The sequence below is a fragment of the Xylanibacter caecicola genome, assembly GCF_013166515.1.
Taxonomy (GTDB): Bacteria; Bacteroidota; Bacteroidia; order Bacteroidales; family Bacteroidaceae; genus Prevotella; species Prevotella caecicola.
In genome coordinates this window covers 1-6334 of the sequence record NZ_JABKKJ010000047.1, presented here as the reverse complement: position 1 = coordinate 6334, position 6334 = coordinate 1, and the positions used below count along the sequence as shown (strand labels likewise).

At 30.5% G+C, this 6334-nt stretch carries 5 protein-coding genes; all 5 read right to left on the bottom strand.

Features of this window, described 5'->3' with window-relative positions:
- Nucleotides 1–220 precede the first annotated feature (220 nt).
- Genes HPS54_RS12530 through HPS54_RS12510 form a run of 5 tightly spaced genes read right to left on the bottom strand, consistent with a single transcriptional unit; the run spans nucleotide 221 to nucleotide 5635 of the window.
- Nucleotides 221–1057: a glycosyltransferase family 2 protein gene (locus HPS54_RS12530; protein ID WP_172345751.1), complete on the bottom strand. Its 837-nt coding sequence runs from the start codon at nucleotides 1055–1057 to the stop codon at nucleotides 221–223.
- Between the two features lie 2 nt (nucleotides 1058–1059).
- Nucleotides 1060–3321: a S41 family peptidase gene (locus HPS54_RS12525; protein ID WP_172345750.1), complete on the bottom strand. Its 2262-nt coding sequence runs from the start codon at nucleotides 3319–3321 to the stop codon at nucleotides 1060–1062.
- A 34-nt stretch (nucleotides 3322–3355) separates the two neighbouring features.
- Nucleotides 3356–3544, bottom strand: coding sequence for a hypothetical protein (locus HPS54_RS12520; RefSeq protein WP_172345749.1), 189 nt, complete (start codon nucleotides 3542–3544; stop codon nucleotides 3356–3358).
- A 4-nt stretch (nucleotides 3545–3548) separates the two neighbouring features.
- Nucleotides 3549–5222 carry a glycosyltransferase gene (locus tag HPS54_RS12515; RefSeq protein WP_172345748.1) on the bottom strand — a complete coding sequence of 558 codons (1674 nt, stop codon included), beginning with the start codon at nucleotides 5220–5222 and terminating at the stop codon, nucleotides 3549–3551.
- 29 nt (nucleotides 5223–5251) lie between these two features.
- Nucleotides 5252–5635, bottom strand: a complete 384-nt coding sequence (locus HPS54_RS12510) for a hypothetical protein (RefSeq protein ID WP_172345747.1) — start codon at nucleotides 5633–5635, stop codon at nucleotides 5252–5254.
- Between the last annotated feature and the right edge of the window lie 699 nt (nucleotides 5636–6334).

The following is a 6334-nucleotide window of genomic DNA, read 5'->3' as shown; positions in this document are numbered from 1 at the left end:
TCGGCATTGGTTCGATAAATTAAAGTGTCGCAACTCTAATATAGCGAATTTCTGCGGAAGTACGCTGTATTTTAATATATTGGCAGGAATTTTAACAGTTTGAAATTAGTTTAAATCACTTCATTGTAAGCAATAATATTAAGGATAATATTTTTATCATGTTTTGATGTTTTTGTAATATCTTGTATATTAAGATGTTGTTATCAAATCGGTTATATTCTTATATTGAAATTTTATTGCTCATGAGAATATCATAAGCTAATTGAAATATAATTTCAGGTTTAATAAATCCATCATTATTGTAGTCATTGAGAAGTTTAAAGATTTTCTTGATTTTATCATTTTCTGGGAATATATTTTTCTCTATAATATGGTTTAACAAATTATTTTTTATGCTTAATGCTTCTGTATATTGTTCTTCATAATGTTTAGAACTTGCTTGTTCTGATGAGATTCTGTATTGGGTTAGATAATATGGAATAACATAGAACCTGCCATTTAATTTAGCAATGTCACTCCATATTTTAAAATCTTCAGCGTATGAGTACTCTTTATTGTAATATATTTTGTTTTTATCCAAGAAACTTCTTCTAATCATTGTTGAAGGATTAAACAACGGTGTTTCTAATAACAAGGTAAAAAGAGGTTGATTGATTTCTCCTGAAAACTTATCCCAACATCCGTTTTTTATTCCGAAATATTTAATCCAACTGCCACAAACTGATATAAATTTGTTTGCATCCATAAATTCAGACTGTATTTCAAGTCTTTCTTTTTCCATTATGTCGTCTTGATCAATCCTTGCAACGTATTTTCCGCGAGCATGTTTTAATCCAAGATTTAGAGTATCTGAATGGTTGTGTATGTTGTTCTTGTATATATGAAAGCGTTCGTCTTTTTTCCTGTATTCATTTGCAATACTTATCGTATTGTCTTTTGACATATCATCAACAATTATAACTTCAAAATCAGATAGTGTTTGATTTTGTATGCTATCAAGACACTCGTGTATGTATTTTTCTCCATTATAGGTAGATATAATTACAGAAACTCTCATATTTATTCATTTTTTATGATATTCACAGCAGTTTTAATTTTTCCGTCAATATTGTTACCGATATCCATCGGTGACGGATAAACCTCTTTATCTATATGTATACCGTCGGGATAAGTACATTCTCCGTTTGGTAGGTAAATGCCTGTACCGGTAAATCTCATAGCTCTTCCTGATATAAACGGTGCATAGCTTACACGTCCCAATACACCTCCGGTTGGTTCGCCTACAGACATGCCGTTTGGAGATTTACGTATTATGGCTGCAATGTGTTCTGCTGCGCTCATTGTCATACCGTCAACAATGACAACTGTTTTGCCTTTATAATAGTCGCTGTTTCCCTTACCGAATATACCTTTGTGTTTGTTTATCCTGAATGTTCCAGGATTTTGCAAATCGGCATAGGCATAATTCCATACTGTTTGTTGTTGGGGATAAAGAAAATCAGCAATGGCTCTTCTTGTATCATTCCATCTGTCAGGATAGCCTCGCATATCGAATATTATACCTTTTTTGTTCTTTGCAGTTGGTAATACATCTTTAAGCCTGTCGAATGTAATCTTTGCAAGATTGATATAAAGAATGTCATTGTCAATAGTCTTTATAGTATCTATGTTTTCTGTGGTAAAAGTGCCCCAATATTTTCTGAAATCATTAATAGTGACATTCATTTTCTTACCACCGCGTTTTATGGTATATGTAACGTTATCACCTGTAAATGAAGCATAGGCATCATCATATTGATCTAATGAAGTTTTGCCGAAATTAGAATATTTTAGTTTCTCGTTTCTAATATCTTTTATTCGTTTTCCGTTGACTCTTAATATATAATCACCTTTTTTCAAATTGCATTTTTCAGCTTCCTTGGTAAGAGGTTTCATTACGAGCAGTCGATTATCGTGTATAAGTTTGAAGTCAAACGGTAAATAATGGGTATTCCATATTTGGGTTCCGGCAACGTTGGTTTCTTGTCCATATATTTCTGTATGCGTATCTTTTAAGGCATTGGCAATTAAAGTACATGCAATGTCAAAGTCTTTCTTGTTATCTGCTTTGGCAAACATGCGTATATAGTCAGGTAGTGCTTTGATCCATTGTTTTTCTTTTTGGTACATGTACGGATGAAAATAATACATCATGTTCCAAAATCTGAAAAGGGCAAGTATCCTGTATCCGGCATCTTCAACAGATATGTTGTTATATGAAGTCTCATTTGGAAAATAAACAATCTTTTCATTCATCTCCTCATTATCGCCTTGCAGAAATCCTACACAATAGATGTGGTTGTCCGTACATCCGTATGTGTTCATCGGTAATATGCGTTTATATAAACGTTTCCCGAGTTTTCTTGGATTAATCCAATTTTTTCTTATTTGTGATATTATGCTGTCCTTATTTTTATAGTTATTGTTTATGTTTATTGAATTTAGTGGGATAGAATTATCAAGTTCTCTACAGAAGTCTTTATAGCTATTTGCATTAAAAACAGTGGGAAGCATTCGTAGAAGATCATAATTCCAGTCTCGTTTCCCACTCCTTATGTCAGGATGATAATATTTCATAAATCCCCATACAAGGCATAATGTCTCAAGTCTTTTAACATGTTCATCATTAATATTATCTGAAGGGAAAGATATTCGGGAAGAAGTGTCGAACTCGTGGTCGTTGATATTTTCCTGTGATATACGGTTGTCCGTATCTTTTATGTTATTTTCATGTAGGTCTATATTTTTCAGATATATTTTATCTGTATTATTAAATAGTTTTGCAGCAACACAGACCTTTATGGATGTGTTGCCGTCAGTATAATTATTGGGTATTCCAATTATGCAGTTTTGCCATTTATTGTTTGTTTTAAATGAACTGTGATGACTAAAAGATTCATTTGATATATATATGTCTAATATATTGTTTTTATCAGGAATAAGAACATTCATGCTGAATACAATTGAATCACTTTTAATTTCTGTATTTCTGATATTGCTGAATATAAATATCTCCTTATCCTTATTATTTGTTTTTTCTATGCAATGTAATATATCATTGCCGTTCTTTTTATTGTATATTTTGTAGTTTGTTGTGTCTGCAGTAATCCATAGGGATGAGTTCCTTTGATAAAAACTATCCCAGCCGTTTCCGGTAAGAGAAGAATACGTGGCTATAGGAAACTCAGATAGGAATTTATTGTAATTGGATTTTTGGCTATAAACATTTATTGTATATAGCACTGTTATATATATAATGATGATGTTCTTTATTATTTTCATGCATTGTGATTTATATTAAGTATTCCTATCGCTTTTAGGGATGTAATATTCCTGGGGCCATCGTTACACTTGTAGATACAGGACGTTCGGTAAGTGGTGGTAACGTAGAGGTTGGAACTTTGTCTCTATCCAGTAAACCTCCTAAAATTTTGTTCATTTTAGAATTATCCAGACTTGTTTTGTCTAATGATTCTTTTAATTGGACTTTTCTTAATTTAATCATTTCTTTAAATTTTAAATTGGTGAATAATACTATATGTGATAATACTAATTTTTTCGTATTTCATAATCTCAGAAATAATATGATATAAATGAATATTATCTTCATTGTTTTTTTTGATAAAATTTCTTATATCATTACTATTAAGGGGTTGAATATCAGCTTTTTTATAATTGTTTTCTAATATATTTATGAGTTCTGTTTCAAAATAAATGTTTTTTAAAGGAACAGGATTGTTTAATAATAAATTTTGTATTGCATCATATAATGTACATATATATTCTTTATCAAACGGTATTTCATTATTGTTTATAATGCATCCCTTTATTCTTGCTAAAGTGTAAACAATAAGACCTTGTAATCCCGTTTCTAATGAAAGATCTTTCATTTTGTCACATCTTATTGACATGATGCGGTTATCTATATCCTCTAAAATAATTTGAGAATCACCATCTAATAGTTTATTCTGAATTAGAAATTCCCAACACCATCCGACACCTAATAATCCATTTTCAAAAGTTAGGGGAGTATTATAAGATAAGTTCTCATTTACAATTGAAATAAAAGATTCTGCTATTTTCTCAAATATTTCACTTTTTGTTAATCTTGCCCATAGTAACAATATTATAATTTTACCACAGATACCACGAGAAATAGATATGTTATTATTATGTGATATAGTTAATAATTTTACAATTTCATTTTCAAGCTCATTATATTTTGCTGCTCTTTCAATATTGATGATATTATTACTCATTATACTTTTATTGAAATTCTCAATATAACTGTATTCATTTATTATAATAGATTTGAAATACTTTTTTTGTTCTTCAATCCAGTCATAATTTGTTTTTAGCCTGTTATAAGCTTCATTGAATAATTCTTTGTTTGATAATTTAAGAATATTGTAATATTGATATTTGACGCTGTTTGGTAATAATAATTCAATAATTAGCATTTTATTATAATAATACCATAATGAGTTCGTTGCATATGGTGCAAAGTTCCTATATATATGACCAATAGTAATGTTTTTTACTAATAAACATTTGCCGCCAGTAAGCCATACCTTTAAACTTAGAAATTGTTCATCTAAACCATATTCCAATAATCCTTCAAGACCTCTAATAAAAGTCCAGTATTCTTTACTACCTGCGTATCCGGCTCCGAGTATACATGGAATTTCTATTAAATCTTTATTATTCGATTTTGTATAATCCCATCTTACGTCAAGGAAATCAATGGAAGTATGATTGAGATTTATATATGCACCATTGCTTATTCTGTCTTCATATTCTATGAGTTTATTACAAATGTTCCAAATTGTACGTGATTGACAACATAGTATAGACTTAGGATTCTCGTAAAGTGCTTTCAATAGTATTTTATACCAATCGTTAGTATAAAATCTCATATGAGCATCTAAAAGTAAAAAATATTTTGTGGTCATCTTTGAAATGCCGAGATCTCGACATTTAGCAACCCCCATTCGCTCTTTATTTTTTATATAAGTGATATTAAATTTTTTCTCTAACATGTCATAATTATATCCATCATTTGAGGCATCATTTATTACAATGATATTTATAGACTCATTTGTATGACTGATAAGACTGTTTAATGTATTTTCAACTTCTGTCTTCTCATTAAGAAATGGTATTATGACTGTTAATTCTTCCATATTCTTTGTCTTTGATTTTTTTGTATTAATTAGAATATACCGATATAATGTTTCTCGGAATATACTAATTCTATACTGTATTTATTTTCCATGACATATTGGGGTAGTGTAATTACAGAATTGGAACCAGTTAATGCGGTATTTATGTCATATATAATATTGTCCGTCTCATCGCGTATTATAATTTGTGCATCAGGTACATCATAGTGTGGTGTTATATATAGGTGTTGGTTGTCGTAAGAAATTTGAGGTGTTCGTATGGGCGATTTGTGTTGACCGATGATAATGTGATCTTGTTCTTCTGTTAACTGCATGACAATTTCATGTATAAACGCTTCTTGATAAATTTTGTCTTCTGCAGAACATATTATGCAGAATAACATACAAAGACTGGTTAATAATGTTTTTCTCATAATTTTATCGTTTTAATTAATAATTGATGTTTTAACGATTGTGTTGCAAATATAGTGAATGTTGATATCTTAAGGTGAATTTTCGACTTTGCAAATTGTTTGCATTTATTAATATGTTGATTGTTAGTGTGTTATAAGAAGTCTGTAAAATTTTTGTAAAGTGCCATATCATATAGATTTTATAAAATCGTCACATTCCTTTGTTCCCGCTTTCTTATTAAATACTTTTGTGTATAGTCTTCGGCGTATTGTTGATACATTAGATAAGCTACAGCAAACAAGGTTTGCAATTTTGCTTGGTTCAAAATTTAGTTTAATAAGCATGGAGACATGATATTCGGTCTCGCTTAGTTTACAGAGACTGTTCAGTTTGTCTGTAAATTGGTCATACTCTCTGTTTAAAAGTTTTTCAAGTTCGTTCCAGTCTTTGTCTGACGGTTGTTTGTTTGATGCCTTGTCTGTCATTCTGTAGAATGAGCGATATATTGGAGAATTGCTTATAGCCTCGGGAATCTTATCACGTTCTTTTATTCCTAATGCTGTGATATGATCGGTTGAAAGCAAGCGTTCTTTCTGAAGATTCCAAATCGAAGTGCAAAATTTTGATTTAGGAATTACCTCTTTCAGAGTATTGTCCGTCCTCTCTTGGGGGCGCGCCCCCAAGAGAGGACGGAGCCAAAGTTTTTAACTGACAAAACA

What these genes read in the sequence shown, in the direction of transcription:
- HPS54_RS12530 (WP_172345751.1), bottom strand. Translation starts at nt 1,057, where the DNA reads ATGAGAGTTTCTGTAATTATATCTACCTATAATGGAGAAAAATACATA.
- HPS54_RS12525 (WP_172345750.1), bottom strand. Translation starts at nt 3,321, where the DNA reads ATGAAAATAATAAAGAACATCATCATTATATATATAACAGTGCTATAT.
- HPS54_RS12520 (WP_172345749.1), bottom strand. Translation starts at nt 3,544, where the DNA reads ATGATTAAATTAAGAAAAGTCCAATTAAAAGAATCATTAGACAAAACA.
- HPS54_RS12515 (WP_172345748.1), bottom strand. Translation starts at nt 5,222, where the DNA reads ATGGAAGAATTAACAGTCATAATACCATTTCTTAATGAGAAGACAGAA.
- HPS54_RS12510 (WP_172345747.1), bottom strand. Translation starts at nt 5,635, where the DNA reads ATGAGAAAAACATTATTAACCAGTCTTTGTATGTTATTCTGCATAATA.